The 26,588-nt window shown below is 71.5% G+C and carries 19 protein-coding genes and 2 pseudogenes; 11 read left to right on the top strand and 10 right to left on the bottom strand.

Going from position 1 to position 26,588, the window contains the following annotated elements; genetic code table 11:
- Nucleotides 1–230 precede the first annotated feature (230 nt).
- From ACFYYH_RS30395 to ACFYYH_RS30370, 6 genes are read left to right on the top strand one after another with little or no spacing between them, the layout of a single operon-like run.
- Nucleotides 231–1,562, top strand: a complete 1,332-nt coding sequence (locus ACFYYH_RS30395; protein ID WP_388557731.1) for a GTP cyclohydrolase, FolE2/MptA family — start codon at nucleotides 231–233, stop codon at nucleotides 1,560–1,562.
- Nucleotides 1,549–2,238: a TauD/TfdA family dioxygenase gene (locus tag ACFYYH_RS30390; RefSeq protein ID WP_388557728.1), complete on the top strand. Its 690-nt coding sequence runs from the start codon at nucleotides 1,549–1,551 to the stop codon at nucleotides 2,236–2,238. The genes ACFYYH_RS30395 and ACFYYH_RS30390 overlap by 14 nt, the downstream gene beginning before the upstream one ends.
- Nucleotides 2,235–3,302, top strand: a complete 1,068-nt coding sequence (locus tag ACFYYH_RS30385; RefSeq protein WP_388557725.1) for a hypothetical protein — start codon at nucleotides 2,235–2,237, stop codon at nucleotides 3,300–3,302. The genes ACFYYH_RS30390 and ACFYYH_RS30385 overlap by 4 nt, the downstream gene beginning before the upstream one ends.
- The gene (locus ACFYYH_RS30380) at nucleotides 3,289–4,872 is read left to right on the top strand and encodes an aminotransferase class III-fold pyridoxal phosphate-dependent enzyme (RefSeq protein ID WP_388557722.1); all 1,584 of its coding nucleotides are present in this window, start codon (nucleotides 3,289–3,291) and stop codon (nucleotides 4,870–4,872) included. Before ACFYYH_RS30385 ends, ACFYYH_RS30380 begins: the two co-directional genes overlap by 14 nt.
- Complete coding sequence (locus ACFYYH_RS30375; RefSeq protein WP_388557719.1) at nucleotides 4,866–5,660, top strand: SDR family NAD(P)-dependent oxidoreductase; 795 nt, start codon at nucleotides 4,866–4,868, stop codon at nucleotides 5,658–5,660. The genes ACFYYH_RS30380 and ACFYYH_RS30375 overlap by 7 nt, the downstream gene beginning before the upstream one ends.
- Nucleotides 5,657–6,619 (top strand): S-4TM family putative pore-forming effector, encoded by a 963-nt coding sequence (locus ACFYYH_RS30370; protein ID WP_388557716.1) that lies wholly within the window; start codon nucleotides 5,657–5,659, stop codon nucleotides 6,617–6,619. Before ACFYYH_RS30375 ends, ACFYYH_RS30370 begins: the two co-directional genes overlap by 4 nt.
- Nucleotides 6,620–6,717: 98 nt before the next feature.
- On the opposite strand, the gene ACFYYH_RS30365 is transcribed toward ACFYYH_RS30370, so the two are convergent.
- The 3 genes from ACFYYH_RS30365 to ACFYYH_RS30355 all read right to left on the bottom strand — a co-directional run bounded on the left by ACFYYH_RS30365 (nucleotide 6,718) and on the right by ACFYYH_RS30355 (nucleotide 8,549).
- Nucleotides 6,718–7,512, bottom strand: coding sequence for an SDR family NAD(P)-dependent oxidoreductase (locus tag ACFYYH_RS30365; protein WP_388557709.1), 795 nt, complete (start codon nucleotides 7,510–7,512; stop codon nucleotides 6,718–6,720).
- A 126-nt stretch (nucleotides 7,513–7,638) separates the two neighbouring features.
- Nucleotides 7,639–8,067 carry a PaaI family thioesterase gene (locus ACFYYH_RS30360; protein ID WP_388557707.1) on the bottom strand — a complete coding sequence of 143 codons (429 nt, stop codon included), beginning with the start codon at nucleotides 8,065–8,067 and terminating at the stop codon, nucleotides 7,639–7,641.
- Between the two features lie 50 nt (nucleotides 8,068–8,117).
- A complete protein-coding gene (locus ACFYYH_RS30355) occupies nucleotides 8,118–8,549 on the bottom strand; it encodes an ester cyclase (protein WP_388557705.1) in 432 nt (143 codons plus the stop codon).
- Between the two features lie 208 nt (nucleotides 8,550–8,757).
- Here ACFYYH_RS30355 and ACFYYH_RS30350 point away from each other — a divergent pair, with 208 nt between their 5' ends.
- The 4 genes from ACFYYH_RS30350 (at nucleotide 8,758) to ACFYYH_RS30335 (ending at nucleotide 12,506) form a co-directional block, all read left to right on the top strand.
- Nucleotides 8,758–9,324, top strand: a complete 567-nt coding sequence (locus ACFYYH_RS30350) for a TetR family transcriptional regulator (protein WP_388557703.1) — start codon at nucleotides 8,758–8,760, stop codon at nucleotides 9,322–9,324.
- A gap of 550 nt (nucleotides 9,325–9,874) precedes the next feature.
- Nucleotides 9,875–10,618, top strand: coding sequence for an IPT/TIG domain-containing protein (locus ACFYYH_RS30345; protein ID WP_388557701.1), 744 nt, complete (start codon nucleotides 9,875–9,877; stop codon nucleotides 10,616–10,618).
- 174 nt (nucleotides 10,619–10,792) lie between these two features.
- On the top strand, nucleotides 10,793–11,845 hold the full coding sequence (locus ACFYYH_RS30340) for an IPT/TIG domain-containing protein (RefSeq protein WP_388557698.1): 1,053 nt from the start codon (nucleotides 10,793–10,795) through the stop codon (nucleotides 11,843–11,845).
- Between the two features lie 175 nt (nucleotides 11,846–12,020).
- Nucleotides 12,021–12,506, top strand: coding sequence for an Ig-like domain-containing protein (locus tag ACFYYH_RS30335; protein ID WP_388557695.1), 486 nt, complete (start codon nucleotides 12,021–12,023; stop codon nucleotides 12,504–12,506).
- 146 nt (nucleotides 12,507–12,652) lie between these two features.
- Here the strand turns inward: ACFYYH_RS30335 and ACFYYH_RS30330 are convergent, their stop codons facing one another.
- The 3 genes from ACFYYH_RS30330 to ACFYYH_RS30320 form a co-directional block, all read right to left on the bottom strand.
- The gene (locus ACFYYH_RS30330) at nucleotides 12,653–13,891 is read right to left on the bottom strand and encodes a cytochrome P450 (protein ID WP_388557692.1); all 1,239 of its coding nucleotides are present in this window, start codon (nucleotides 13,889–13,891) and stop codon (nucleotides 12,653–12,655) included.
- A complete protein-coding gene (locus tag ACFYYH_RS30325; protein WP_388557690.1) occupies nucleotides 13,888–15,444 on the bottom strand; it encodes an FAD-binding oxidoreductase in 1,557 nt (518 codons plus the stop codon). The genes ACFYYH_RS30330 and ACFYYH_RS30325 overlap by 4 nt, the downstream gene beginning before the upstream one ends.
- A gap of 85 nt (nucleotides 15,445–15,529) precedes the next feature.
- Entirely contained in the window at nucleotides 15,530–16,195 is a 666-nt protein-coding gene (locus tag ACFYYH_RS30320) for an SDR family NAD(P)-dependent oxidoreductase (RefSeq protein ID WP_388557688.1), read from the bottom strand.
- A 167-nt stretch (nucleotides 16,196–16,362) separates the two neighbouring features.
- On the opposite strand from ACFYYH_RS30320, the gene ACFYYH_RS30315 reads away from it, so the two are divergent.
- Nucleotides 16,363–17,037: a TetR/AcrR family transcriptional regulator gene (locus ACFYYH_RS30315; RefSeq protein ID WP_388557685.1), complete on the top strand. Its 675-nt coding sequence runs from the start codon at nucleotides 16,363–16,365 to the stop codon at nucleotides 17,035–17,037.
- A 21-nt stretch (nucleotides 17,038–17,058) separates the two neighbouring features.
- On the opposite strand, the gene ACFYYH_RS30310 is transcribed toward ACFYYH_RS30315, so the two are convergent.
- The 4 genes and pseudogenes from ACFYYH_RS30310 to ACFYYH_RS30295 form a co-directional block, all read right to left on the bottom strand.
- A complete protein-coding gene (locus ACFYYH_RS30310) occupies nucleotides 17,059–17,415 on the bottom strand; it encodes a nuclear transport factor 2 family protein (RefSeq protein WP_388557682.1) in 357 nt (118 codons plus the stop codon).
- Nucleotides 17,416–17,455: 40 nt separating this feature from the next.
- Nucleotides 17,456–18,706, bottom strand: a complete 1,251-nt coding sequence (locus ACFYYH_RS30305; RefSeq protein WP_388557679.1) for a cytochrome P450 — start codon at nucleotides 18,704–18,706, stop codon at nucleotides 17,456–17,458.
- A pseudogene (locus tag ACFYYH_RS30300) lies at nucleotides 18,703–23,387 on the bottom strand (type I polyketide synthase); the annotation flags it as partial. The pseudogene ACFYYH_RS30300 and the gene ACFYYH_RS30305, both read right to left, overlap by 4 nt.
- 198 nt (nucleotides 23,388–23,585) lie before the next feature.
- Nucleotides 23,586–26,573: pseudogene (locus tag ACFYYH_RS30295) on the bottom strand (SDR family NAD(P)-dependent oxidoreductase); the annotation flags it as partial.
- Nucleotides 26,574–26,588: the final 15 nt, after the last annotated feature.

Below are 26,588 nucleotides of genomic sequence, written 5' to 3'. Positions count from 1 at the left end.
CCCGGTCGCCGGTGTGTTCCATGACGCCGTGTGTTGCGCGACGCCGGTGTGTTCCATGACACCGTGTGTTGCGTGACGCCGGGGTGTTCCACGACTCCGGTGTCTCCCGGGCCGTCCGCCGGTGTTTCCCGGGCCATCCGTTTCGGCAACGGGAAACGCGTTGTCGCGCGTCCGAGGGGTTCGCATGATGGGCTCACTGTCCCGCCCGTCTCGCAGGGAGCGGAGTCGTCATGCCATCCCCCTTCACCCGACCCGCCGGGGTCGTCCCGGCCGCCCGACCGGTGGTCCCGCACGGTCCGACGGCCGCGAACCGGCCACCGGACGCACGGCTGCGCCACGATGTGGAGAGCCTTCTCGAAGAGACCGGCGACGCGCTGCGGGACGAGGGCACGCCCTGCCACGTCCTGGACGCGTCGGGAACCGCCGATGACCCGGTGTCCCCCTGGACGCTGTTCCGCTCGGCCCTGGCGGCCTCGGCGGTCTGTGCCCTCCAGCGGGGAGAGTCCGCGGACGACTGGGCCCGCCGGCAGAACAGACGGTGGGGCGCCCCCGGCGCCGTCGGAGCCGCGCTGGCGAGCGCGGAAACCGACCCGGAGGGCGTCTGGAAGGACCTGGCGGCCCTCCCCCTCGGTCCTGCCCTCCCCTCCGGTCAGGGGGTGGGTACCGCGCCGCACAGCCTGTCCAGGGATCCCCGCACCGACATACCGGCGGCGCCCGCGCGGTCGGCCTGCCCCACCTGGGCGGGCATCGGTGATCTCGACCTCGCGCTGCGGCTCGCCCCGGACGCGGGCCGGACGGTCGGCGCCTCGGCGAAGATCATGATCCTGCTGCCCGTCGGGCAGCGTGGCGCGCATATGAGCAGACTTCAGGAGGCCGTGATCTCCTGTGAACGCGAGACCTTCCCCTCGGTCCTGGCCGGTGCCCGGCGGATGGCTGTCGAGGTGCTGCGCACCCAGCCCGCCACCGCCGCCACGGTCGTGGTGCGCGGCCGGCGCAAACTCCCCACCGTCGCCCGTCACTCCGGCAGACCGTCCGCCGTTCTGGTGGATGTCGAGTCCGAGTCCCGTGTCACCGCGACGGGAGGTGACACGGCGAGGGTGTCGCTGACCGTGGGGATCATGACGGCGTGCCCGTGCACCCTGCGTTACTCCCGGCTGCGGGCGGAGGAGGTGGTGGGCACCGAGGCGGCGGACCGGCTCCCGCCGACGTTCAGCCACTCCCAGCCGGGCCGGCTGACCGTGACGGCCGCTGGTCCGCGTGCGCTCCTGCCCGCGGAATCCGTGCTGTTCGATGTGTGTGCCCAGGTGGCCCACCTGCGGGAAGCCGTGCTCAAACGTCCCGACGAGCATGATCTCGTCGAACGGTCCCACCGCAGGCCGCAGTTTACCGAGGATCTGTGCCGCGGCGCCGCGGCGGCCCTGGCCTCCCGGGTGGACGGAGAAGTGCGGGTGCGTGTCACCACACGGCTGCTGGAGTCGATCCACCCGCACAGCGCGGAGGCCGAGGTCGAGGGCCCCGCCGCGTCGTTCTGGGAGGAGGGCGGACCGGATGCGGACCGCTGACCTGGGGTCCGCCGCCCGGGAAGTGACACTCCGGGGCTGGGCGGTCTTCCACGACGAGGACGTGGCCGACGGTGACACGGCGGCGATGAACACCATCGCCCGCGCGTGCGGCAGACCGTCCGCGAGGGACGGGGGGCCGCTCTGGCCGGTGGCCCCACGCGCCGCCACGGGCACCTTCTCGGTGACCAGTGCCGCCACGGGGCTGCACACCGACGCGCAGTACCACGAGCGGCCGGAGTCACGTTTCCTGTTGTTCTGCGTCAGACCGGCGGAGTGCGGCGGCGGTCTGAGCCGGCTGCTGCGCACCGCGGACCTGCTCGACGGCCTGTCGGAGACCGGGCTCGACGAGAACGACACGGCGCTGCTGGAACGCGGCCTCTGGCGCTGGCGGACTCCCGAGGTCTTCCGCCCCGCCGCACGTGCCCCGAGCGGCGCGCATCCGGTCATCGGCCGTCGCGGGAGGCTGCGTTGGCGGTACGACAACCTCGTCACCACGGAGAACGGCCTCGCCGGGACCGCCCGGCGGTTCCACCGCCACATCGAGGACCACCCGGCCACCGAGACGGTGTCCCTCTCCGCCGGCGACGTGCTGTACTGCGACAACAGCCTTGTCCTGCACGGCAGAACCGCCTTCCGCGACCCCGGACGGCTGCTGTACCGGACACGGCTGTGGTGAGCCGCCGTACCGCGTTCTGGGAGCGGGCCGCGGAAGCGGCGGTGGACGTTCCCGCCGCCGGCGGCGAACGGGCCTCCTGGGTGACCCGGAATCTGGCCGAACTGGCGCTCATGATGGAGGTGGCCGACGGACCGGTCGAGCTGCTCGACCGGGTCACCGGGCAGTCGGACCTCCGGGGCGCGGATCCCCGGTTCGCCACACGGCTGCGCCTGCTGCGCTCACGCCGCGGTGAGGTGCCCGGCTGGTATCCGGAGGGCACCCGCGTACGCGCGGGGCGGGGACCGCTCTCCCCCCGGTCCCGGGGCGCCTGCGAGATCCTGCTCCGTTTCGCCGCGCGGCTGCACGGCGGCCCCGCCGGCACCGAGACCGCGACGGGCGCGCGGGAGGAGGTGAGCGCTCTTGAGGGCGGTGGAGCGGCCGCCGTCGCGCGCCGGGCACGGTGGCGGCCCCTGCCCTCCTCCGCGGTCGGGCACTGCGTCGTACCGGTGGACGTCCCGGCGACCGCGCTGTGGCGGGCCTGGATGACCCTGCCGGACCGGGGCATCGTCCGTGTCGTCGCCGACGAGCGCCTCAGCCGGGAGGACATGGATGTCTGGTGGGGCGTTCATGACGGCACCCATCTCGATCATCTGGCGTCCTTCGGCACCGCCGGCCTCACTCCCGTGGAGTTCGGGCGGGGTCTTCTGGTCACCGAGGCACTGGCCATGGCCGCCGAACTGCTCGCCGCGGCGGAGGCGTTGGCGGACGGTGAGGGCGCGGTCCAGGCGTCCGTGCGCTCGGGGCTGGTCGAACGGGTGGCCAGAGTGCCCGTCGCCGCGAACCCGGCGCGGGCCCTGCTCCCGGAGGAGTCCGGTGCCGAGTTCGGACGGCTGCCGACCCTGGCACTCGCCTATGTGGTGGGCCCTCTCGACCTGCTGGCCACCGGGTTCCGGCACATTCTGATACCCCGTCAGGTCGCGGACGGCTTCCGCGACCGCTGGCACCGGGCCGAGCACGGCCATCCGGCCGTACGGGCACTGATCGAGCAGACCGACGAATGGTGGGCACGTCATGACCGGAGTTGAGCGGCTGTCCCTGAGCGGCGACAGCGACGTCCGGGCGCTCCTCGACGCGGCGGCGGCCGCCGCCTCGCCGCCCGGCGCGGTGGCGGTGAGCGGACTGGTCGCCGCCGTCGCCGCCGCCGTGGGCGAGGCGGGTGCCCCGGCACTGGCCGCGTCCTTCCGCCGGCTGACGGACCGGGCTCTGCGGGTCGCGGACCAGGACACGGAACACTACTGGGCCTCCCCGCCCGCCCCGGAGGCGACGACGGCCGGCCCCCGGGCGGTGGCGCGCGCGGCGGCGGCCGTCGCCGCGCTGGCGGGCTCGACGCGTACGGGCAATCGCGCGGACCTGGAAGCTGCCCGGCTGCTGGCGATCGGCGCGGCCGCGGCGGCCGAAGGCGTCGCCGCGCTGAACGCGAAGGGCCGGGCCGGTACGGAACCGTCGTCCCGGACCGGCCGGGTCCTCCTCGCGGCCGGATCCGTCGGCGCCCCGCCGATGCTCCGCGCCGAACGCGCGGCGCAGTGCCATGTCTTCGACGAACAGGGGCGTGACTGGTTCGACGCGACCTCGGGCATGTGGAACGTCCCCCTCGGGCACGGACATCCCGAGCCCGTCATCGGGCTGCTGCGGCAGAGTGCGCAACTCGCCGCGGTCAACCCGTTCCAGGCCGGCACCGCGATCGCCGACTCGGTCGCGGACACCCTGTTGCGCCTGCTGGACCGGCCCGACGCCTTCGTGTTCTTCGGATCGTCGGGCTCCGAGGTCGTGGAGGCCGCGCTGCGGTTCGGGCTCGCGGCGCTGCCGGCGGGCGCCCCGGTGTGGTCCCTGCCGTCGGCGTTCCACGGCTCGACCGCGGGAGCGGCGGGTCTTTCCGATCTCCCCCCGGTGTGGGGACCGCTTCCGGCCGCCGCCCGGCTGCCACGGGCCGCGCCCGCGCACGCGTGGTCGGCGCCCGGTCTGGCCTTCGTCGAACCGGTACGCGCCGCCGACCGGTGTCTGCCCCTGACACCGCGGACCGTGCGGGCGGTCCGTCGCTTCCAGCGGGCCGGCGGTCTCGTGGTCGTGGACGAGATCGCCGCGGGGCTCGGCCGGGCGGCCTGGCCGACGGCGGGCAGCGCCCTCGGGCTCCGGGCCGACATCACCCTTCTCGGCAAAGGGCTCGGCAACGGCGCCGCCCCGGTGTCGGCGATGGTCGTCGCACGGCATGTCGCGGAGAAGGCGACGGCGTCCGGTCCCCTGGACTTCGGTCACACGCACTCGAACCATCCCGCCTCGCTGGGCGCCGCCGCGGCCTGTCTGCGGGTGCTGGGTTCGCTCGACCTCCCGGCCAGGACGGCCGCGCTGGACGGTGTCCTCGGCCGCGCCGGGATCGGGACCACGGGTACGGGGTTCCTGCGCGCCGTGCACGGGCCGGTCCGGTCGCGGACCGAGGTGATGACGGCGCTGCGCGGGGCCCGTCTGCTCTGCCACGTCCCCAGCATGGTCACGGCCGTCGGCCAGTTGGTCCTGGCGCCTCCCCTCACCGCGACCGACGCCCAGCTCGACGATCTGGTGGACCGGGTACGGCGGGTCGCGGGTGCGCTGCGATGGTGAACCGGCGGGTACTCGTGGTGGGCGCCTCGTCCGGCCTGGGCGCCGCGCTGGCCGTGCTCCACCGGCGGGCGGGGGACGATGTGGCCGCGGTGGCCCGACGGGCCCGCCGGCTGGACGCGTTGGAGCGGTACGGCGCGTCCGACGGCGCGGGCCGGTGGGAGTCCGTGGAGCTCGACCTGCTCCGCGAGGACGCGGTGGGTCTCCTGCACGAGCGCTGGAACCGGTTCCGCGCGGGGCGGGCCGATGATGTCCCGTCCCTGGTGTATCTGGTGGCCGCGACCGGCGACGACTCGGACCTCGCCGCACTGGTCACGCTGAACTTCCGGCGGCCGGTGGAGCTGATCCGTGCGCTGGCCGCCCCCGGCACCACGATCGTGGCGATCTCGTCGCTGGCCGCGGTGGTCCCGTTCCCCGGGCTGGCGGCCTACTGCGCGAGCAAGGCGGCGCTGGAGGCCTGGGTCACCGCTCACCGCGAGGACCACGCAACCCCACTGGTCCTGGTACGGCCCGGGAAGTTCGACTCGGAACTCACCGGCGCCGCTTCCGGGTCCGACCCCGGCGCACTGCCGTGGGAGACGGCCCGTCGCGTCATGACGGGAGCGGGGGGACGCTCCGCGCTGATCACCCTGGGCGGCCGGCGGGACCGTACGGCGGCCCGGCTCGCTCCGCTGATCGGAGGCCGGCGGACGAGACGACTCGTACTGGACGCGGCGCCGCCGGGCCGGTGGGGCAGAGCGGTCCGCGGCGCGTGGACGACACGTTCCGCAAGCCGGGGGATCCTCCGATGAGCCGGCCCGTCACCACCGGCGCGGACATCCCACGGGGAGTACCGGGGCGCGCGATCCATGAGCGTCAGCTCGACGCCGACATGCTGCGTCTGCAACGCGCCGCCGCCGCCAACCACCGGCAGGGGCAGCGGGTCGAGGCGGTACGGACGGCCGTCGCGACCGCCCTGTCCATGGCCGGAGTCGTCGTCATGCTGACCGGCCGGGGGAGTACGGCACTGTCGATCGCCGGGTTCCTGTGGTTCCTCGTCTCCTCCGTGTTCCTCAAGCGGATCGCCTCGGCCACAGCGCTTCGGGGCGCCCTCCTCCAGGAGATGTTCGACACCACGCTCTTCCATCTGCGCTGGCGCACCACGGTGGCCGGCGCGCCCGTGCCCGACGCCGAGGTCCACCGGCTCGCGCACAGACTCCGGCCCGGCGGCGCCGTGGACCGACGGATCACGGAGGGCTGGTACAACCCGACCGGTGGTGTCCACCATCCCTACGACGTGTTCATCGCCCAGGAACAGAACCTCGCCTGGGACGCGCGGCTGCGCCGCCGCTACCACCGTCTGGTCCTTACGGCCGCCCTCGGCTGGAGCCTGCTCGGCCTCCTCGTCGGACTGGTCACGGGCGCGACCCTGTCCGGTGTCCTCCTCGGTTTCTTCGTCCCCTCGCTGGCCGCCTACCAGATCGCCCATGACATCTGGTCGACCCAGCAGCGCGTCACGGCCGAGCGCGGCCGGCTGGCCGAGATCGTCACCGCCGAATTGCGCGCGGCACGCGCGCGCCGGATCCCGGGCCAGGAGTGGCACCGGATGCGCGAGGTGGCCAGAGACGTTCAGGACGGGGTGCTGCGGACCCGGCTCGAAACGGCCCGGGTGCCGGAGTGGTTCTACCGCCGTTTCCGCGACAGTGACGAGCGCGACTTCGCGGCCTCGGGAGAAGGGCACCGGCGCCGGCTCGCGGACGGGGAAGGGTGACGGCCCGGCGCCCGGTCCCGGCTCCCCGCCCCGCTCCCCGCTCCCCGCTCCCCGCGGAGGGGAACATCGCGGCGTGCGCCGATCGGGCCGGGCCCGGCTCAGGGAAGGATCGAGTCGACGTATCCGCCGTCCACCCGCACGGCACCGCCCGTGGTGGCCGAGGCCTGGGCGGAGCTGAGGTAGACGGCCATGTTCGCGATCTCCTCCGGCTCGATCAGCCGGCGCAGCAGTGACTGCGGGCGGTGCTCGGCCATGAATGTCCGCTGGGCTTCGTCCCAGGGCAGATCGCGGTCGACCAGCTCGTAGACGAAGTCCTCGACGCCTCCGGTGTGGGTCGGCCCGGCGATCAGGGAGTTCACCGTCACACCGGTGCCGGCGGCGTCCTTGGCGAAACCGCGGGTGACGGCCAGCAGGGCCGTCTTGGACATGCCGTAGTGGATCATCTCCGCCGGGATGACCACGGCGGAGTCGCTGGCGATGTTCAGGATCCGTCCGAAGGAACGGTCCTTCATGGCGGGCAGATAGGCGCGGATCATCCTGACGGCGGCCAGGACGTTCACCTCGAAGTACCGGCGCCACTCCTCGTCACTGATGTCCAGGGCGTCAGCGGCGCCGAAGATCCCCAGATTGTTGACGAGGATGTCCACGTCCGGGACGGCTCGCGTGACCTCCCGTACGCCGTCCTCGGTGGTGAGATCGCCGACGGCGGCGATGAATGTGTCCACGCCCGTCTCCTCGCGCAGACGGGCGATGGCCGTGTCCACGGACTCCTGGCGGCGCCCGTTGACGGCCACCCGGGCCCCGGAGCCGGCGAGCCCCGCGGCGATGGCCCGGCCGATGCCCTGGGTGGATCCCGTGACCAGGGCGGTCCTGCCGGAAAGATCGATGATCACTGTGCCTCCTCGGACGCGGACAACGGGGAGCGGATCCGCTCGCACGTGTCGCGATGATCGACTTGACCCGGCGCCCAGCTTAACCAGCGGGCCGTCGTGGCACCCGCCACGTCCGGTCCGGTCCCGTCAGCCGGTGGGGAAGGACTGGTTGGCCAGCCGTACGCGTCCCCGGGCCACCGCCTTGCCGTCGGCGTCCGTGATGTGGACCTCCCACAGGTGCAGTGACCGCCCGATCTGCGCGGGCCTGGCCACCAGATCCAGTTCACCCGCCCGGACGGGCCGCAGGAAGTCCGTGAGGTTGTCGACGCCCACGGCGAACTGGCCGCGCTCCTCGACCACCGCCGAGGCGCCGAGACTCGCCGCGGACTCGATGGCGGTCGCCCACACTCCGCCGTGGACGACTCCCCACGGAGTGTGATGCCTCTCGTCGACGACGAGCCGGCCGCGCACCACACTGCTGGGGCCGTCCACCACGAGCTCCTTGAGTGTCAGCCCGGCGGCGGCGAGGAACGAGCCCTCAGGCAGGGGATACGTGTTTTCCTTGTCGGCACTCATATGTCGCGGTCCTTCTTGTCCAAGTGGCTCAGACATGTGTTTCCGGGAGATCAGCCGTGCAAGGGCAGTTCGACCGCGCCGAGTTGTACGAGGGCGGCCAGGATGTCCTCCACGAAGTCGGCCTCGACGATCTTTCCTTCGCTCAGACGGTAGAAGCCGACACCGTTCCAGCGGGCCTTCCTGCCGGTGGCGGGGACACCGAGGAACTCGCCTTCGTGCGTACCGCCGTTGGTGAAGTGCAGGATGACGGTGTCGCCGTCGGCGACGGTCCTGAGGACATCGAGGCGCATACCCGTGAAGGCGCGTCCGGCATGGGCGGCCAGCGACTCCTGGTACGCGGCGCGGCCGTGGATCTCACCGAGGCTGCCGCCCCGCCAGATCATGTCCTCGGCCCAGAGCTCCTCGACCGCGTCGAAGTCGCCTCCGTTGACACACTCCTCGATGAAGCGGTGGACGACGGCGATGTTCTCCTGTGCGCTCATGGAGCACCTCTCTTCCTGGGGACACGGGGCAGGGGGCGGGGGCAAGGAACGGCGCGGGGCGCCGCGAGATCGCCCGACCACTTTCGACCAACCGGATAGTTGAATAGAAACAGCAGCCCGGTCCGATTGTCAACTATCCGGTTAGTCCGGCTCGAGGCCCGCCGGACCGGAATTGTCCACTACCTAGTTAGTTGATACCATCGGGTGTATGCGAGGAGACTCACGTGCGACCCGAGAGCGACTGATCAAGGCCGCGACCCAGGAGTTCGCCGCCCATGGCATCGCCGGAGGGCGCGTGGAGCGCATCGCGAAGGCGGCCCGGTCCAACAAGGCGCAGATCTATCACTACTTCGGAAGCAAGGAAGCCCTCTTCGACGCGGTCTTCGACGCCCTCGTCGTCCAGGCCACACAAGAGGTCACGATGGACCCCACCGACCTGCCCGGCTACGCCGGCCGACTGTTCGACGGCTACGAGCGGATGCCGGAGGTGTCACGCCTGGCCGCCTGGTACCGGCTCGAGCGTGCCGAACAGCACGGCCCGATCCGGTCCATCGTCGACAGCAGCCTCGACAAGATCGACGCCATCGGGCGGGCACAGAAGGAGGGGAAGCTCCCCGATCGCTTCTCGCCGGCCGAGCTGCTCACCCTCACCCTCACGCTCGCCGCGACATGGACGGCCCAGACACCGGAGTACCACTCCGTGGCGCGCGGGAGCGGTTACGCCGGCCGCCGCCGGGTCATCACCGACGCCGTCGCCGCGCTCCTCCGTCCCTGAGGGCTGTCCCCGGGCGTGTCGCCCAAGCCCCCGGCCCTCGGCGGGCGCGCGACAACACCTACGGCGCTCCCCTTGCCGACACACCACTCGACACGCGCCCCGCGCGTCCGACTGCGCCTCTTCCGCATACGTCACCACTGCCCGTGAAGTGGTCTCATTTATCGGCTCTTCACTTGTGCGCCGTGAGTACACCCTTATTTCGCCCGCCGTACCCTCACCCAAACAGGTGACTTCACGACAAAGGCCTTGCTGTGAGCATCACTCAGATGGATGACTGAGGGTTCCGCAACGGCGGACGCATGAATCCTCGGACAGAGGCGAACCGACACCTGATCGTGTAGCAGTTGATGCCCGCTCAGGATGTGTTCCTCAATGGCTTCACGTGCGACGCAGGAGTCTTTGAACCGCTACCTGACGTCGACGCGAAGCCATCGAGTCCCCACAGTGGACACGAAATCCGACTCGCCCCGAATCCGGGGACGCATGCGAGTGCGAACAGCCCTACCACTGCTCGGAAATGTACCGCATTCCGAGCGAGGAGGAATCTCTCATGCCAATCAGCCCGAACCAAGGGTCCAGCGGCGGCGGCACACTCGTCACCATCACTGGCACCAACCTCTCCGGCACCACCGCGGTGCGCTTCGGCACCCGGCCCGCCACCGCAGTCACCAACGTCTCGCCGACCCAGGTCACCGCCATCTCCCCCTCCGGCAACGGAGCGGTAGGCGTCACCGTGACCACTCCCGGCGGTACGAGCAACCCGATTCCGTTCTTCTATGTCGGGGCGCCGTTCAAGCAGAGTGTGAGCCCGACCTCCGGGTCGACGGCGGGTGGCGAGACCATCACCATCAACGGCACCGGTTTCTCCAGCGCCAGCAGTGTCTCCTTCGGTGCCAACACGGCCGTTCCGACGGTCGTGTCCGACAGTCAGATCACCGTTCTCGCGCCGGCCGGGGCCGCCGGCGCGGTGGGAATCACCGTCACCACGGCCGGAGGCACCAACAATGGGCTCACGTACACCTACGTGGCTCCCCCGACCGTGACAACCGTCACCCCCGACGAGGGACCGACATCGGGCGGCACCGCGGTGACGGTGGCCGGTACCGGCCTCACCAGCACCACCTCGGTCACGTTCGACGGGGCCCCTGCGCCCTTCACCGTGATCTCCGACACCGCGGTGTCGGCCGTCACCCCGCCGGGGGCCGCCGGCGCCGTCGATGTCGTCGTGAGCAACGACGCGGGCAGCGCGACCGCGGTGGACGGATTCACCTACCTCGCAGGGCCTGGCATCTGACCTGGTCTTTCCCGCATAGCCTCGTTTAGGGAAACGTCCGGACAAGGGCGTACGCGGCCACTCTGCAGGGTGGCCGCGTACGCCCCCCGAATCCAGATGCTCCCCGGCCGCGGGCGGCATCACCGATCAGCCATTCGCGGCCTTTCCGGGCCGCCCCACTCTACGGGAGACACCGTGGAAAGCAGCGACCAGACGGCGGGAGCGGCACAGCCGAGCGCCGTCGCCGCCGCACCCGTCCTCAGCTCGGTCGTACCCAACTCGGGACCCTCGGCAGGCGGCAGCACCGTCATCTTGAACGGCAGTGGTTTCACAGGAGCCACCGCGGTCAATTTCGGCACCGCTCCCGCCCTCACCTATGCGGTCAACTCGTCGGTGAAGATCACCGCGACCACCCCGGCCGGAACGGGCACCGTGCCCGTCACCGTCCGGCTTCCCGGCTTCACCAGCAACCCGGTCAACTACACCTATGTGTCGGCGCCGACCCTCACCGGCATCTCGCCGAGTCAGGGGCCCGCCGCCGGTGGCACCGTGGTCGTCCTCACCGGCACCGGCCTCAGCGCGGCCACTGCCGTCACCTTCGGCGGTACGCCCGCCACCAGCTTCACCGTCAACTCCGCCACCCAGATCACCGCCATCGCCCCCGCGGGCGCGGGCGCCGTGCCCGTCACGGTCACCACGCCAGGCGGCACCACCGGAGCCGTCGTCTACCTCTACCAAGGCGCTCCCGCCCTCATCTCCGCCTCACCCAATCAGGGGCCCGCCGCCGGTGGCACCGTGGTCACCATCACCGGCACCGGCCTGACCGGGACCAGCGCCGTCACCTTCGGTGCCACGCCCGCCACCAGCTTCACCGTCAACTCCGCCACCCAGATCACCGCCGTCGCCCCCGCGGGCACGGGGACCGTCGCGCTCACCGTCACCGGCCCGGGAGGCATCAGCAACTCCGTCAACTACACCTATGTAACGGGCCCGGTACTGACCGCGCTGACTCCCAACACGGGACCGACGAGCGCCGGCGGGGCCGTCACCCTCACCGGCAGTGGTCTGACCACCACCACATCCGTGCTCTTCGGGGCCGCGCCCGCCTCGTTCACCGTGTTGTCGGACACCAGCGTCGCCGCGATCGCCCCGGCGGGGCCCGCGGGTTCCACCGCCGTCAGCGTCGTCACGCTCGGGGGCACCAGCAACTCCCTCCCCTACCTCCGTGTCCCGCCTCCGGGGATCTAGGACCTGTCAGGGCGTGTCCGGCCCGAGAGGAGGCATTCTGTTCGGAAGGGTGATCCCGCTGACCCAGTGGGGTTATCACACCGACGGCTTCCGTGCCGGACCGCACCCTGTGTTCTACGGTCACGTCGCCAGTAAGGCGAAACCGTCCCCAAGGGCCGATCCAGGAGTCGAATCAGTGAGGCGTTTGCACGAGCGGAACACTTGGAAAACGGTGACTGTCGCGGCTTTGGCCGCGGTGGTCGCCCTCGCTACACCGGCGGCCGCAGCGGTGCCGTCGACGACCACCGTCCAGGCAACACCGGCATCAGCGACCGTCGGGCAATCAGTGGCGCTGACCGCGACAGTCTCCTGTACGGGAGACCCCAGCGGCGGCCTCGGGATGACGTTCTTCGACGGCAGCGACATTCTGGACACCGTACCCGTCAGTCCCTCCGGGCAGGCGTCGTACAGCACCAGCTTCACCACGACCGGCGCGCACACCATCACCGCCGCGTACAACGGCAATGACAACTGCAGCGCTTCGAACGACGAGACGACGGTCGTGGTATCGGCGACTCCGCCGGTACCTCCGACTCCTCCGGGGGGCTTCTGTCTTCTCGTCTGCGGTGGACTGTTCAACTTCTCCACCGGAAACATCAACAACAGCATCATTTTCCACTGATGCCTTTTCCGCCGACGCCCTTCCACCTGACGGTGCGGCCGGGCGTCGGTGGGATCTGGCGTCACAGAAAGAAGAAGCTCCTGGCGGAACCGGGTTCTCCATCATGAACCCGGTTCCGCCAGGAGCTTCGCGCCTGCGCGGCCCCTCTACTCCCGGTCCCAGGCCACCATGAGGTCTTCGAGGCCGAAGAAGAGGCCCTGCTTCATGGGCACGTCCTCGGCCGGTACCGCCAGGCGCAGGGTCGGCACACGGTCGAAGAGCGTACGCAGGGCCACCTCCAGCTCCGTACGTGCGAGGTTCTGCCCGATGCACTGGTGGAGGCCGTAGCCGAAGGCGAGGTGATGGCGGTCCGCCCGGCGCACATCCAGTTCCCGGGGGCGGTCGAACTGCGTCTCGTCGTAGTTGGCCGCCCCGCCGGCGATGAGCACGCCGTCCCCGGCCCGGATACGCCGGCCGCCGACCTCGATGTCCTGGGTCGCCACCCGCGCCAGACTGCCGACGATGGACAGGTATCTCAGCAGTTCCTCGACCGCGCCGGGGAACAGGGACGGGTCCGTGCGGAGCGCGGCGAGTTGTTCCGGCTGTTCCAGAAGGGCCAGAACGCTCAGCGCGATCATATTCGCGGAGGTGTCATGGCCCGCGAGGAGCAGGGGCAGCGCGTAGCGGACCAGTTCGGAGCGCTCCAGCCGTCCGGGCAGCACCTGTTCGACAACGAGATCGTCGAGCAGCCCGTCACCGGGTGACCGCTCCTTGTTCTCGATCAGCTTGTCCAGATATCCGATGAGCGCGGTGAACGCGTCGTCGACCTGTTCGGGAATGAGCCGGCGCCGGGCCTGCTCCTCGAAGAAGTCATGGTCCTGATAGGGCACTCCGAGCAGTTCGCAGATCGTGCCGGATGCCACGGGCAGGGCGAACGCCGAGACCAGGTCGGCGGACGGGCCCTGGGCCAGCATGGCCTCCAGCCGCGCGTCCACGATGCGCTGGATGCTGGGGCGCAGCGCGGCGTTCCGCCGGGCGGTGAAGCTGGGGATGAGCATGCGCCGCTGCTTGCTGTGCTCGGGCGGATCGGTCCTGGTGAGCGCGCCCAGGGCGCGCTTGGAACGCTGGTCCTTGACCGCCGCGAGGGCGGGTGCGACATGGGGGAAGCCGGGACGGTGGTGATCGGAGGACATCGCGAGGTCGGCGAGCACATGGCGCGCCTCGGCGTAGCCGGTCACCGCCCAGGCCGTGCGCCCGCCGAACAGCCGTACCTCGGTGACCGGACCACGGGCCCGCAGTTCGTCGTAGCCGGACGGCGGGTGGAAGGGACACTCTCTGGTCAGCGGGAACTCGGGAAGGTCGTCCGCTGCTCCGGCCTCGGGCTCGGCGGCGCCGTCGTTCTTCATACTCTGACCCCCGGGGTGCTGCTGATCGCCTGTGGGAAGCGGAAGAACCGGCCGGGGTCGTACTGCTTCTTCACCTCGGTCAGCCTCCGGTGGTTCTCGCCGTAGTAGGCCCGCTGCCAGTCGGTCAGCAGGGGGTCCGGCATGTTCTGGTAGGTCTCGCCGTTCGCATACCGGTCGACGGCGCGGAACAGGGCGGTCGTCCATGCCTGGGCCGCGGCGCGGTCGCTCTCGCCCGGTCGGCCGGTGGCCATGGTGTCGGCGAACATGAGCGCGAAGCGGGTGTCGCGGTGCACATACGCGGTGTCCGTACGGGCGAGTTCGTTGGCCCGGCCGCCCAGGGACACCCCGGTGATGGACCGGCCGTGGCCCGCCCGGCGGTCGGCGTCGAAGGCCGTCAGCAGCGCCTCCGTACCCGCGGTGGGCATGGGGTGGGTGAACATGCGGTTGCGCAGGCGCAGGAAGTCGCCCCGGCGCAGCATCGCCTCGGGGGTCCAGCCGATGCGGTGGCACTGCTCGACGCTCTTGTCGGCGCAGCCGTACCAGCGCATCATCGCGTCCCGGTATCCGAGCGCTTCCGCCGTCCGCCCGGTGGGGGGCGCGCCGACGCGGGCGGCGAGTTGGTCGAGGGCTCGGTCGAGCGCCGGCTGTGAGCCCGTCCAGGCTCCGGTGACCGTGACGACGGGCAGCGCTCCGGGGGCGGCGTCGGGCAGTGCGACGGCCAGGATGGTGCCCAGTTCGGCGGGGCCGTCCGCCACCCAGCCCTGCCAGCCGTCGAGGACGGCGGCGGCCCGCTCCCAGGGCCAGGACAGCGTGAAGTTGACGAGTCGGGAGAGACGGGCGGGAGTGCTCTCCAGCCGGGTGACGATGCCGAAGTTCCCGCCGCCTCCGCCGCGCAGTGCCCAGAACAGGTCGGGCTCGGTGGTACGGGAGCAGGTCACGACCCGTCCGTCGGCGAGGACCACTTCGGCGGAGACCAGCCGGTCGCACGCCATGCCCTCGCCGCGTGTCAGCAGTCCGTATCCGCCGCCCAGCAGATAGCCGGCGACTCCGACGGTGGGGCAGGTGCCGCCGACGAGGGCGAGACCGTACGGGGAGAGCGCGTGCAGGACGTCGATCTGCTGGGCCCCGGCGCCCACGGTCACGGTCCCGCGCCCCACGGTGACGGACCGCAGCCTGGCCATGTCGATGACCAGGCCCCGTGTCGAGGAGTAACCCGCCTGGCTGTGCCCTCCCCCACGGGGCACGGCGGGCAGGTCATGGTCCTGTGCGAACCGCAGGCACAGGCGTACGTCCTCCACCGAGGCGCAGTAGGCGACGCCCCGGGGGCCGGGGAGGTCGTACTGGCTGAAGTACGACTGCCGCGCCTGTGCGTATCCACGGTCCGGCGGCAGCACCAGGTCGCCCGTGAGCCGGCGTCGCAGGCTCTCCCACGGGGCCCTGTCCTTCGCGCCGCCCCACGCCCCTGCCGAGGCGGCCCCCGTCGCGCCGGCCAGCGCGGCGCCCATGGCCGCGCTCGTGCCCAGGCGCAGCACTGTTCTGCGGTCGGTCCGCATATATGACCACTCCCGTTCTTCCCGGACGCGGACGCGGCCTCCGCCGGCATCCCGGGGTCACCCATCGGTCCTTCGCGCCGCGGTGTCAGGACTGGAAGATCAGCTCCGCCTTGTCGCGCTTGGTGTAGGCCTCCCAGTAGAGCTGCGCGATGGTGTCGGCCTCGGTGCCCGGCTCGGTGTTGATGTAGGCGTTCACCGAGATGTGCGCCGCGTGGACGCCCTTGTCCGCCAGCGCCTCGTTCAGCGTGCGCGCGTAGTACCGCACGGTGGAGCCCGCGAGGCCGAAGTTCGCCACGAAGGACAGGGGTTCCACGGACGCGTACGCCGTGGTGAACAGCAGGGTGCCGCTGCCCTGCTCGACCATCCCCGGCAGCACCTCACGGACCGTCCGGATGGCGCCGTGGAGCTGCACGTCCAGCTGGGCCTGGGTGTTCTCGACCGTCATGGCCTCGGGCCCGACGATGTCGACACCGAGATTGGGGGACTTGGTCACCGGCGAGAACGAGACCACGTCCACGGTCCCGAAGCGCTCCCGGATACGGCCGAACGCCGCGGCGAGGGAGGCGGAATCGGTGACGTCACCGGCGAATCCCGCGGCTTCCACACCCAGCTCGGCGAGCTCGGCGGCCAGCTTGTCGACGTTCTCCTGGGTCCGGGAGACGAGCGCGACCTTGAATCCGTTACCGCCGAAGATCTTCGCGGCCGACAGCCCGAGAATCGGGCCTGCTCCGACGATCGCAATGGTGGGCATAGCGGGTCCTTGTCTGTGACGTGATGCCTGACTTCATGCCTGACGTGAGTGCCTGAGGTGATGCCGATGTCCCGCACAAGTCGAGGCATGCCTCATGTATACGCTCCTGACACTAGCACAAGTCGAGGGGTGCCTCGACATAATGGTGTGTGGACTACAGTGACGGCATGACCCCTGACCGGACCGCTGCCAAGGAGACCGGGCGCCCGCTGCGCCGTGACGCCCAGCGCAACCGGGACGCGATCCTGGCCGCGGCACGGACCGCCTTCGCCCGGGAGGGCATCAGCACCTCGCTGGAGGCCATCGCCCGCCAGGCCGGCGTCGCGATCGGCACCCTCTACCGGCACTTCCCGCGCCGCCTGGACCTGATGCAGGCGATCTTCGACGACAGACTCGACGAGTGCGTCCGGGCGGGCAGGCAGGCGCTCACCGTGCCGGACGCGTGGGAGGCGTTCACCGGTTTCCTGGAACGGCTCTGCGAACTCCAGTCCCAGGACCGGGGGCTCAACGACCTGCTGTCGATGACGTTCAGCTGCGACTGGACGACCGAGGCCCATGAGCGCATCCAGGACCTGTTCCGCCGGATCGTGGCGCGCGCGCACCACGACGGCAGGCTGCGGCCGGATGTCACCGCCGAGGACCTCGCCCTGCTGGTCTGGTCCCACACCCGGATCATCGAGGCCACTCGCGCCACCGCTCCCCACGCCTGGCGCCGTCACCTCGCCCTCACCCTCGACGGCTTCCGCGCCGACCGCGCGCACCCGCTGCCCGAGCCGCCGATGGCCGCCGCCCAGGTGCGGGACGCCATGGCGGCCCTGGGCGAGTCGATGGTCTGGCGCTGACGACCGCCGCCGAGGACGTCCTCACGCCTTCCGGAAGACATCCTTCACCGCGATCTTGCCGTCGCGCAGGGTGAAGATGTCCACGCCCCGGTCGAGCACCGAACCGTCCGGCGACTTGAGCGTGTACTCCAGGACGATCTTGTCCCCGGCGACCAGCTGTTCGCCGTAGACGATCCGCACGCCCTGGTTCTCGAACTTCTTGCGCGTGTCGATCATCCCCGCCAGAAGGCCCGGGATCTCGTCCCGCCGGTAGGTCGTGCCCGGTTCGGGCCCGTCCCAGGTGATCCAGACGCCGTCGTCGGCGAAGCACGCCACGGCGCCCGGTACGTCGTCCGCCTCACCTGCTGTGAAGAACCTGGTCACCACGTTGTCGGTCATGTTCCGACTCCTCTCCTCGGTCGAATCCCGGTCACACCCGTCATCTGCTGCCTCGTTCCCCTCGGCTCAGCCGCACCGGAAGCGCGTCGAGCCCCCGGAACTGGAGGCTGTACCTCCACCGCAGGCTCTCGTCCGGCACCGCGAGCTCCCAGGAGGGGAAGCGGTCCAGCAGCCGGCGGAAGACGACCTCCCCTTCGAGCCGGGCGAGCGGCGCGCCCAGGCAGTGGTGGATGCCGTGCCCGAACGCGAGATGGCCGGCCGTCGGGCGCCCGATGTCGAACCGGTCCGGATCCACGAATCTCTTCGCGTCGCGGTTGGCGGCCAGCAGCGAGACGAACACGATCGCGTTCGGCGGAATGAGGACGTCGCCCACCCGCACCGGAGCCGTCGTGAACCTGATGGTCGCGAGGTTCAACGGGCCCTCGTGGCGCAGGAACTCCTCGATCGCGCCGGGGAGCAGCGCCGGGTCGGCACGCAGCCGCTCGCGGGCCTCCGGGTGGCGCAGCAGGGTCAGGACACCGCTGCTGATCATGTTCGCCGTCGTCTCGTATCCCGCGTTCATGACGAGGAAGATCGTGGACAGCAGCTCTCCGTCGTCCAGCCCCGCTCCGTCGTCCTGAGTCCCGAGGAGGGCGCTCACCATGTCGTCCCCCGGCCGCTCGCGCTTGCTCGCGATGAGCCCGCCCATGTAGCCGTACATCTGGGCGAGGGCGGCCTTCTTCTCCTCGGCGCCCCTGTCGACGTTCGTCAGGACGCTGTTCCAGTGCCGGATGTCCGCGAACCGCTCGGAGGGGACGCCGAGCAGATTGCCGATGACATAGATCGGCAGGGCCAGCGCCACTTCCTCCACCAGGTCGAACTCCTGGCCGGGAACGACGGTGTCCAGCAGGCCGTCGGTCGTCTCCTCGATCCACCGGCGCATCTTCTCCACGCGGCGCATCGTGAACGCCTTGCCGATCAGACGGCGCAGCCGGGTGTGGTCGGGAGGGTCGCTGAAGAGCATGTTCCGCGGATTGGGCGGCGCGGCGGCGGCCCCGGCGCCGTCGGTGTGCGCGGTGTTGGCGGCGATCACCTGCGGCAGATCCCCGGCGTCCTTGGACAGCCGGGGGTCGGCGAGCAGTTCCCGGGCCTCCTCGTAGCCCGTCACCACCCACGCGTCCATCTCGGCGGCGAAGGTCTTCACCACATGCCTGCTCACCACCCCTTCGCGGCGCAGCTCGCGGTAGAACGCGTGCGGGTCCTCGATGAACTCCCGGCTGAGCAAGGAGCGGTGGTCCGGTGGCTGTGTCACTGGTGCGTCCCTTCCGTCGGCTGGATCCGTCCGGCGAGCCAGTCCGCCACGGCATCGGCGGTGGCGCCCGCGAACTGGTCGATCACACTCAGGTGGTCCGCCGGAACGTCCACACCGGTGTGCGGCAGCGGCCAGGACGCGCGGTAGGGCGGGGGCGCCCCGGGACGGGTACGGTCGCCGTCGCCGGGCAGGGCCTCCGTCGCCCGTACATGCAGAACGGGGCAGTCGAGCGCGCCGGGAGACCAGTCGCGGAACATCCGCAGGTACCGGCCCATGGCCGCGAGCTTCGTGTCGTCGACAAGGTCGGCGATCATGGGGTCGGCCGCGAGCCGGCCGAACAAGCGCCCCTGGAGCAGGGCGAGTTCACGGCTGCGAGGCAGGGAGGAGTCGAGCAGGACGACGCCGTACGGCGCGGGGCCGCCACCGCTCTCCAGGGCCTCGGCCAGGGCGTGGGCGAGCCACCCCCCGGAGGAGTATCCGACGAGTACGAACGGGGACCCGTCGGCGCACTGCCGGACGGCGGCGGCCTGAAGGCCGATGAGTTCGTCGAGGGAACGGGGCAGGGCCCCCGGGGCCCGATAGCCCGGCGGGGCGATCACGGCCACGTCGCGGACCTCCCGGCAGGCGGCGGCGAAGCGTGCGTACTGGTACGCGCTCGCCGGGGCGGCGAAACTCGGCAGACAGATGAGGGCCGGGGTGCCGGGCCCCTTCGAGAACCGTGTGATGTCGTGTGCGCCGCGCGCGGCGGCGGTGGCGGAGCCGGCCGGATCGTGGGACGCGTCCGCGGCGGCGGCCAGCAGGTCGAGCCCTTCCCGCGTACGGCCCTGGGCACAGGCCCGCAGGAACAGTGTGGCGAGTGGCGAGTCCGGTGGGGCCGGGGCGGGCGACACGGGACCGCTCGCTCCGGCGGGGGCGAGAGCGGTGGCGAGATGCGCGGCGAGCGCCCGGGGCGTCGCATGGTCGAAGACGACGGTCGCGTCGAGCGTCACACCCGTGGCCGAGGCGAGGTCGTCGCGCAGTTCCACAGCGGTGAGGGAGGTGACACCGAGTTCGGTGAAGGAGTGTGACGGCTCCACCTCCTCAGGTGGGTGTCCCAGGGTGCGGGCCGTCCGGACGCGCACGAGGTCGAGCAGCGCGCTGTCGCGTTCCGCGCCGGGCAGGGCGGCGAGGTGTTCGCCGAGGGTGGGCTCCGCGCCCGCGCCCGCGCCTGTGGCCGTGGCCGTGGCCGTGGCGAAGTCACCAACTGGCGCGGCCGTGCCGGTGGGCGGGGCCCCGGCCGGGGTAGCGGGGCGTCCGTCGGGCAGGTCGGGCAGGTCGGGCCAGTAGCGCCTGCGCTGAAAGGCGTAGGTCGGCAGTGTGACGCGGCGGGCGCCGGTGCCTTCGTAGAACGACCTCCAGTCGACCGGGACACCGCGTACGAAGGCCTGGGCCATCGCCGTCATGGCCGCCTGCGGCTCGGGGCGGTCCCGGCGCAGCACGGGCAGGGCGGACGAACCGGAGGGGTCGCCGAGGCATTCGGGTACGAAGGCCGACAGCACACCGTCGGGGCCGAGTTCGAGGAACGTACGAACGCCTTCGTTCTCCATGGCGCGTACGGCGTCGGCGAACCGCACCGGGCGGCGTACATGAGCGACCCAGTAGTCCGCCGAGGCGATCTCGTGGGTGATCAGTTCTCCGGTGACCGCCGAGACGACGGGCATGCGTGGAGCCTTGAAGGACAGCGGGCCGATCTCGGCGCGGAAGGCGTCGAGCATGGGGTCCATCAGAGGCGAGTGAAAGGCGTGACCGACCGTCAGCCGCTTCGTTCTCCGGCCCTCTTCCGCGAAGTGGTCACCGATCTCCCGCACGATGGGCGCGTCACCGGCGACGACGACCGACCGGGGACCGTTCACCGCCGCGACAGCGGCCCGGTCCTCCCGGCCGGACAGCAGCGGCAGGACCTCCTCCTCGGTGGCCTGTACGGCCAGCATGGCTCCGCCGGCCGGCAGGTCCCGCATCAGCCGGCCGCGAGCGCTCACCAGGCGGGCCGCGTCCTCGACCGAGAGGACGCCCGCCACATGCGCGGCGGCGATCTCGCCCACCGAATGCCCGGCCACCACCTCCGGCCGCGCGCCCCAGGACCAGACCAGCCGGAACAGGGCCGCCTCCAGCGCGAAGAGCGCGGGCTGTGCCACATCCGTGCTGTCGAGCCCCTCCCCGGACCGGACGGCCTCCCGCACCGACGGGGTGAAGTACGAGCACACCTCGTCGAACGCCCCCGCGAACACCGGGAACGTCTCGTACAGTTCCCGGCCCATCCCCGCCCGCTGCGCGCCCTGCCCCGTGAACACCGCGCCGAGCCGGCCCGGGACCACCGCCCCCGACACCACGCCAGGACCGGAGGGATCGTCCGTCCACACGTCCAGGGCGTCGAGGAGGTGTCCCTGATTCCCGCCCAGCACCACGGCGCGGTGCTCGAACACCGACCGCGACGACGTCAACGACCATCCCACGTCGAGCGCGGAGTGCTCACGCCGCGACCGCAGATACGTCCGCAGCCGCCCGGTCTGGGCCCTCAACGCCGTGTGCGAACGGGCCGACACGACCCAGGGCACGATTCCGGGAGGGGCGGCTTCCACCGTCGCCGTGCTCTCCTCGGCCGGGGCCTGCTCGATCACCACATGCGCGTTCGTCCCGCTGATGCCGAACGACGAGACCCCCGCCCGCCGGGGCCGGTCCGTCTCCGGCCACTCCCGCGCCTCCGTGAGGAGCTCCACCGCTCCCGAGGACCAGTCGACGAAGGGGGACGGCTCGTCCACGTGCAGGGTGCGGGGCAGCAGCCCCTCGCGGATCGCCATCACCATCTTGATCAGACCCGCGACACCGGCGGCGGCCTGCGTATGACCGATGTTCGACTTCAACGATCCGAGCCGGAGCGGACGGTCCGCGGCCCGCTCCTGCCCGTAGGTCGCGAGCAGTGCCTCGGCCTCGATCGGATCACCGAGGCGGGTCCCCGTGCCGTGTGCCTCCACCGCGTCCACCTCGGCGGCGGTGAGTCCCGAAGCCGCGAGGGCCTGCCGGATCACCCGCTGCTGCGCGGGACCGTTGGGAGCCGTCAGACCGTTCGACGCGCCGTCCTGGTTCACCGCGGAACCACGGACCACGGCCAGCACCGTGTGACCGTTGCGCCGGGCGTCCGACAAACGCTCGACGAGGAGCATTCCCACGCCCTCGCCCCATCCGACACCGTCCGCCGCCGCGGCGAAGGGCTTGCACCGGCCGTCCGGGGCCAGTCCTCGCTGCCTGCTGAACTCCACGAAGCTCGTCGGTGTGCACATCACCGAGATGCCGCCCACGAGCGCCAGGGTGCAGTCGCCGGAGCGCAGCGCCCGCGCCGCGAGATGGAGGGCGACGAGCGACGAGGAGCACGCGGTGTCGAGCGACACGGCGGGTCCTGCTAGCCCCAGGTGATAGGCGATACGCCCGGATCCCACGCTCGCCGCGTTGCCCGTCAGCAGGAAACCCTCGACCTCCCGTGGTGCGTTGGCGAGGAGGAGAGGGTAGTCCTGACCGTTGCCACCGATGAAGACACCGGTCGCGGTGCCGCGTACCGAGCCCGGGTCGACACCCGCGTGCTCGAAGGTCTCCCACGCCGTCTCCAGCAGCAACCGCTGCTGCGGATCCATCGCCAACGCCTCACGCGGCGAAATACCGAAGAACCCCGCGTCGAAGTCCGCCGCACCGTGGAGGAAGCCACCCTCCCTCGCGTACGAACGCCCCGACCGCCCAGGATCCGGGTCGTACAACCCGTCGACATCCCACCCCCGGTCCACCGGGAACCCCGACACCGCGTCCACACCGTCCGCCACCAGCCGCCACAAATCCTCCGGCGACCCCACCCCACCCGGAAAACGACACCCCATACCCACGACGGCGATCGGTTCCGAGGCGGACGCGATGAGCCGGCGGTTCTGCTGCCGCAGCCGCTCGTTCTCCTTGAGGGACGAGCGCAGCGCCTCGACGAACTGTTGCGTGGAATCTGCCACCGTATTCTCCGTCCCGGGATCCCCGGTCAGTCGGTGGAACGGCCGGCGGCCAGCCGCAGCAGGCTCTCGGCGTCCATCGTGTCGATCGATTCGGAACCGTTCCCGTGGTCCGGCCCCGGGGCCGGGGTCCGTCGCGGTACGGCATGGTCGGCGGCGGCGAGGTCCAGCAGGGTGTCCAGGACGCCCGACTGACGGATACGGCTCAGCGGGATCGTCGAGAGAACGCGCCGGATCTCCGCCTCTTCCGCGTCGGCCTCGCTCAATGGCGTCCCGTCCTCGGGGAAGAGCACCGAGAGCACATGGCCGGCGACGGCGGCGGCGGTCGGGTGGTCGAACACCAGGCCGGCCGGCAGCCGGAGCCCGGTCACCGCACCGAGCCGGTTGCGCAGCTCGACCGCCGTGAGCGAGTCGAACCCCAGCTCCTTGAACGCGCGGTCCTGGTCGACCGTGCGCCGGTCGGCGTGGCCGAGCACGGCCGCGACCTCGCCACGCACCAGATCCACCACCACTCTGCCGCGTTCCTCCGCGGTGAGGTCCGTAAGCCGTCGTACGAGTCCCGAGGGCCCGGCGTCGGCCGGGCCGCCACCCGACCCCGAACCGTGGGCCGGGGCACGCCGGGTGACGACCCGCACCAGGCCACGCAGAAGGGCGGGCAGCCGCTCCCCCTGGGCGCGGACGGCCGCCAAGTCCCATCGCACCGGGACCTGGAGCGCCTCGTCGTACCGGAGGGCCGAGTCGAAGAGCGCCAGCGCCTCGGCGTCGGTCATGGGGGCGAGACCACCGCGTCCGAGGCGGCGCCGGTCGTCCTCGCTCATCTGCCCGGTCATGCCTCCGAGTGACTCGCCCCACAGCCCCCACGCCAGCGAGAGCGCGGGTATGCCCTGGTCGCGGCAGTGGGCGGCCAGTGCGTCCAGGAAGGCGTTGGCGGCGGCGTAGTTGGCCTGCCCCGCGCCACCGAGCAGCCCGGCGGCGGACGAGTAGAGCACGAAGGCGGAGAGACCGAGATCCCGGGTCGCTTCGTGGAGGTGCCACGCCGCGTCCACCTTCGGCCGCAGGGCGGTGGCGAGCTGTTCCGCCGTCATCGAGGCGACGATCCCGTCGGCCAGTACGCCCGCCGTGTGCACGACGGCCGTCAGGGGACGGTCCGCGGGTACCCCGGCGAGCAGCCGGCCGAGCTGGGCGCGGTCGGTGACATCGCACGCCGCGATCGTGACGCGGGCGCCCAGCGCCGTCAGCTCGGCCTCCAGCGTGGCCGCCCCGTCGGCCCGTTCACCGCGCCGGCTCACCAGCAGCAAGTTCCGGGCGCCGTGCGCGGTCACCAGATGCCGGGCCAGCCGGGCGCCCAGCGCGCCCGTCGCGCCGGTGACCAGCACCGTGCCGTCGGGGTCCGGAGCGAGGGCCGCGGGCGCGGGCGCGACCGCTGCGACGGGGATCCTGGCGAGCCGCGGTACGAGCACATCGCCGCCGCGCAGTGCGAGTTGCGGTTCACCGGTGGCGAGGGCGGAGGCCAGGCGTCCGGTCGCGGGAGCAGTGCCGTCGGTGTCGGCCAGTACGAAGCGGCCGGGATTCTCGGTCTGGGCGCTGCGTACCAGCCCCCAGAGGCCCGCGTGCGCGAGGTCCCGGACGCCGATGTCACCGGGGTCCCTGGCGTCCCCGGCGTCCCTGGTGTCTCTGGCGCCCCCGGCTGTGGAGACAGCACCGCGTGTGAGGACCACCAGGCGTGACGCGGCGAGCCGTTCGTCGGAGAGCCAGCGCTGGACGAGTTCCAGGGCCCCGGCCGTGGCCGCGTGCGCGCGGTCCGGAAGAGTGTCCCGGGCGCCGTCGGGCGGGGAGAGGAACGGTGCCACCACGACCGCCGGAACGGCCTCGCCGTCGTCCAGCGCACGCAGGAGGGACCCGAAGTCCGCGTGCACCCGGGCGGATACGGCGGGGAGGGTTCCTTCACCGTCGCCGAGCACGGCCCAGGAGGCCGGAAGGAGTGCATCGGCCGGTCCCGGCGGGGAGACGGGCCTCCAGTCCACGCGGAACAGCGATTCGTGGTGTTCACCGTGGTCCGATGCCCGCAGATCTCCGGCCGACAGGGGGCGCAGCGTCATCGCCTCCACCGAGACGACCGGCCGGCCGGTGTCATCGGTCGCCTCCAGTGTCACCGCACCGGAGTCCAGCGGGGTCAACCGCACCCGGAGGCCGGAGGCGCCGCTCGCGTGGACGCGCACACCCGACCAGGAGTACGGGAGGAGCGCCGCCTCCTCGCCGTCGGGGGCGCCGGTACCGGTACGAACCGGCTGGACGGCGGCGTCGAGGAGGGCGGGGTGGAGGGTGAAGGAGGCGGCCTCGGCGGCCTGTTCGTCGGGAAGGGCAACCTCGGCGAAGACCTCGTCCCCACGCCGCCAGGCCCGGCGCAGCCCCTGGAAGGCAGGACCGTAGCCGAACCCCAGGGCGGAGAGCGCCGCGTACACACCGTCGGCGTCGAGTGCGACGGCGGCCGGCGGGGGCCATTCCTCGACGGGGGCTTGGGGCGGGACCGGGGCATGGGTGAGGGTCTGGGCCACGGCGATGGTGAGAGTGCCGGTGGCATGGCGGGTCCAGGGGCGGTCGAGGCCGTCGGCGGTGGCGTTGCTGTCGGTGGCAGTGGCGGTGGCGGTGGCGGGCCGGGAGTGGATACTCAGCTGCCGCCGGCCCGAGGTGTCCTCGCCGCCGACCACCACCTGGAGCTGCGTCTCCGCGCCTTCGGTCAGAACGAGCGGGGCGGCGAGGGTCAGGTCTTCGAGAAGGTCACATCCCACCTGGTCACCCGCGTGTACGGCAAGCTCGACAAAGGCCGTACCGGGCAGGAGAACCGTGTCGAGAACGGCATGATCAGCAAGCCATGGATGCGTCCGCAGGGACAGTCGGCCGGTCAGCACCACACCGCCACCGTCGGCCAGTTCGACCGCCGCACCCAGCAGCGGATGCCCGGCAGCCCGCAGACCAGCCGTCGCCACATCACCCTTCGCCTCGGGCGCACTGAGCCAGAAACGCTCACGCTGGAAGGGATACGTCGGCAGATCCACCCGCCGCGCACCACTGCCCGAGAAGAGCCGCGCCCAGTCCACCTCCACACCCCGCACCCACGCCGCCGCCACCGAAGACAGGAACCGCTCCAGACCACCCTCCTCCCGACGCAACGAACCCACCACCACCGCGTCGGACCCGGCGGCCTCGACCGACTCCTCCACCCCATACGTCAACACCGGATGGGCGCTCATCTCCAAGAAGGCGTCGTGTCCGTCGTCCAACAGCGCCTGGATGGTCTCCTCGAACCGCACTGTCTGCCGCAGATTCCGGAACCAGTAGTCGGCGTCCATCACGCTGGTGTCGATCAGCGCGCCATCGACCGTGGAGTACAGGGGGACAGAAGCGGTTCGGGGCCGGATAGGCGCGAGAGCTTCCTTCAGCTCTCCCTCGATACGCTCGACATGGGCCGAGTGGGAGGCGTAGTCAACCGGAATACGACGAGCCCGTACCCCCTCCCCCTCAAACTCAGCCACAAGCGCGCCGATCGCCTCCGCATCACCCGACACCACCGTCGAACGCGGACCATTCACCGCCGCCACACTCACCCGACCATCAGCAGCAATCCGCTCCTCCACCACCCCCACCGCAAGCGGAACCGACGCCATACCCCCCAACCCCGCAAGCTCACGACCAATCACCCGCGAACGCAACACCACCACACGCGCCGCATCCTCCAACGACAACACACCCGCCACCACAGCCGCAGCAATCTCCCCCTGCGAATGACCCACCACCACCCGCGGCACCACCCCCAACGAACCCCACAACCCCGCAAGCGACACCATCACCGCCCACGACAC

This window comes from Streptomyces sp. NPDC002018 (assembly GCF_042890865.1).
Lineage (GTDB): Bacteria > Actinomycetota > Actinomycetes > Streptomycetales > Streptomycetaceae > Streptomyces.
This window is presented reverse-complemented; position numbering and strand designations above follow the sequence as displayed.

Coding starts and splice junctions, on each gene's coding strand:
- ACFYYH_RS30395 (WP_388557731.1), top strand. CDS start 231: ATGCCATCCCCCTTCACCCGACCCGCCGGGGTCGTCCCGGCCGCCCGA.
- ACFYYH_RS30390 (WP_388557728.1), top strand. CDS start 1,549: ATGCGGACCGCTGACCTGGGGTCCGCCGCCCGGGAAGTGACACTCCGG.
- ACFYYH_RS30380 (WP_388557722.1), top strand. CDS start 3,289: ATGACCGGAGTTGAGCGGCTGTCCCTGAGCGGCGACAGCGACGTCCGG.
- ACFYYH_RS30375 (WP_388557719.1), top strand. CDS start 4,866: ATGGTGAACCGGCGGGTACTCGTGGTGGGCGCCTCGTCCGGCCTGGGC.
- ACFYYH_RS30370 (WP_388557716.1), top strand. CDS start 5,657: ATGAGCCGGCCCGTCACCACCGGCGCGGACATCCCACGGGGAGTACCG.
- ACFYYH_RS30360 (WP_388557707.1), bottom strand. CDS start 8,067: ATGAGTGCCGACAAGGAAAACACGTATCCCCTGCCTGAGGGCTCGTTC.
- ACFYYH_RS30355 (WP_388557705.1), bottom strand. CDS start 8,549: ATGAGCGCACAGGAGAACATCGCCGTCGTCCACCGCTTCATCGAGGAG.
- ACFYYH_RS30350 (WP_388557703.1), top strand. CDS start 8,758: ATGCGAGGAGACTCACGTGCGACCCGAGAGCGACTGATCAAGGCCGCG.
- ACFYYH_RS30345 (WP_388557701.1), top strand. CDS start 9,875: ATGCCAATCAGCCCGAACCAAGGGTCCAGCGGCGGCGGCACACTCGTC.
- ACFYYH_RS30330 (WP_388557692.1), bottom strand. CDS start 13,891: ATGAAGAACGACGGCGCCGCCGAGCCCGAGGCCGGAGCAGCGGACGAC.
- ACFYYH_RS30325 (WP_388557690.1), bottom strand. CDS start 15,444: ATGCGGACCGACCGCAGAACAGTGCTGCGCCTGGGCACGAGCGCGGCC.
- ACFYYH_RS30320 (WP_388557688.1), bottom strand. CDS start 16,195: ATGCCCACCATTGCGATCGTCGGAGCAGGCCCGATTCTCGGGCTGTCG.
- ACFYYH_RS30315 (WP_388557685.1), top strand. CDS start 16,363: ATGACCCCTGACCGGACCGCTGCCAAGGAGACCGGGCGCCCGCTGCGC.
- ACFYYH_RS30310 (WP_388557682.1), bottom strand. CDS start 17,415: ATGACCGACAACGTGGTGACCAGGTTCTTCACAGCAGGTGAGGCGGAC.